The sequence below is a fragment of the Rhodococcus sp. USK10 genome (genome assembly GCF_019378875.1).
GTDB classification, from domain to species: domain Bacteria; phylum Actinomycetota; class Actinomycetes; order Mycobacteriales; family Mycobacteriaceae; genus Rhodococcus_F; species Rhodococcus_F pseudokoreensis.
The window spans coordinates 122,628-124,250 of record NZ_CP076048.1; the positions used below are offsets into that span (position 1 = coordinate 122,628).

At 65.8% G+C, this 1,623-nt stretch carries 2 protein-coding genes; one reads left to right on the plus strand and one right to left on the minus strand.

From position 1 onward, the window contains the following. Positions 1-176: 176 nt before the first annotated feature. A complete protein-coding gene (locus tag I1A62_RS07460) occupies positions 177-509 on the minus strand; it encodes a hypothetical protein (protein ID WP_124393462.1) in 333 nt (110 codons plus the stop codon). A 172-nt stretch (positions 510-681) separates the two neighbouring features. On the opposite strand from I1A62_RS07460, the gene I1A62_RS07465 reads away from it, so the two are divergent. Next, complete coding sequence (locus I1A62_RS07465) at positions 682-1,020, plus strand: RNA polymerase-binding protein RbpA (protein WP_124393463.1); 339 nt, start codon at positions 682-684, stop codon at positions 1,018-1,020. Positions 1,021-1,623 lie beyond the last annotated feature (603 nt).

Here is a 1,623-nt window from a genome sequence, read left to right on the forward strand (position 1 = left end):
TCCTGCGCGTGAGACGGACCAACCGACGCCGGTCTCCCACGCTGTACTGATCGTGCTGTACGTGTGGGCCCGGTGTGCGTCGATTCGTGATGTTCGTTTCGGAATCGCCATCGATCGGCGACGGTCGGACCGGTCGAGCAGAGTGTGTCCCACGCTCCCCTGCCTCTGTGCGAGGCTCAGCGGAAGCGTTCGGCCTCACGTGCGAGTTGCACGAGGTCGGCGCACAGGGACTCCACCTCATGGGCCGCCGCACCTTCGGCAACGGCTGTCGCCACGTCCTCGGCGGCACATCGAACCTGGAAAACCCGGTCGACCATGGCGGAGGCTTCCTCCGACGTGAGCACCACCGCATCGGCGGGGATGCTGGTGCCCTTGACCTGGTTGCGCTGCTCGTACGCGCGTTGCCGGCACGATTGGCGGCAGTACCGGCGACGCCGGCCCATCCCCGTCTCGGCCACTTCGCGTCCGCACCACACACAGGAATCCGGTCTGCGGGAGGCGCTGGTCATGGTCGACCACCTTACTGCGCGGCGCCCCCGAGCCCGCCCGGTAAGATGTCGAGGTTGCATCTGCGCGGCGTGCGGGAACCAATCGGGAGGCCGTGGCGTTGTAGATGAGTGTGAACGCTTGGTGCTGGTCCAGGCGTGCTCGCGCGGAGACGAACGAGGAGAGGACACCACCATGGCAGATCGCGTACTTCGAGGGAGTCGACTCGGAGCGGTGAGCTACGAGACCGACCGTGACCACGACCTCGCACCCCGCCGGATGGCCAAGTACCGGTGCGACAACGGTGAGATCTTCGACATTCCCTTCGCCGACGATGCCGAGATCCCCGGCACGTGGCTGTGCCGCAACGGCCTCGAGGGAACCCTGGTCGAGGGCACGGCGCCCGAGGCCAAGAAGGTCAAGCCGCCGCGTACCCACTGGGACATGCTGCTCGAACGCCGTTCCAAGGAGGAACTGGAAGAGCTGCTGAAGGAGCGCCTCGACCTGCTGAAGGCGAAGCGCCGCGGAGCCTGACACAGGCCACCGAACCGTACGAACGCCGTCTCGGCTCTGCCGGGGCGGCGTTCGCCGCGTCCGGGGGGTCTGCGACCCCGCCTTCGGCGTGGTCCGGGGGGTCTGCGACCCCGCCTTCGGCGTGGTCCGGGGGGTCTGCGACCGCGCCTTCGGCGGGGACGGGATGTTCGACACGGACAAGCTTCTGTAGGTCACTGGGCTGGTCACCGTCTCGACAGGACTCATCCAAGCACTCCGATCTGCTGAAACGCGGGCGCGTTACATTCCGAGCACACCAAGCACCGAGCGTCACGCCCCGAACACGCAGTCGAAGAAACCACGTATGACCGACCTCCCGGGCTTCCATACCGTTTGAGAGGTAGGTCACATGACCGCTCTCAATCTACTATTCGGTACGGCGGAGTCAAGGGTTTGGTCTTCTCTTCGGGCAGATCTCACACCTGGGGTATGAAACCGGCACCCTGAAGCCACAGCGCGTCCGGCGTCTGCGCCATTCCGGGTGGTGGACCGCTCATTTCCACTACAACCGCTCACCTTTCGTGGTATTCCCCCATCACCGCCCAAACCAAACCTCACGGTCGGTTGAACGGCGGCGGGGTGCGG

Coding starts and splice junctions, on each gene's coding strand:
- I1A62_RS07460 (WP_124393462.1), bottom strand. CDS start 509: ATGACCAGCGCCTCCCGCAGACCGGATTCCTGTGTGTGGTGCGGACGC.
- I1A62_RS07465 (WP_124393463.1), top strand. CDS start 682: ATGGCAGATCGCGTACTTCGAGGGAGTCGACTCGGAGCGGTGAGCTAC.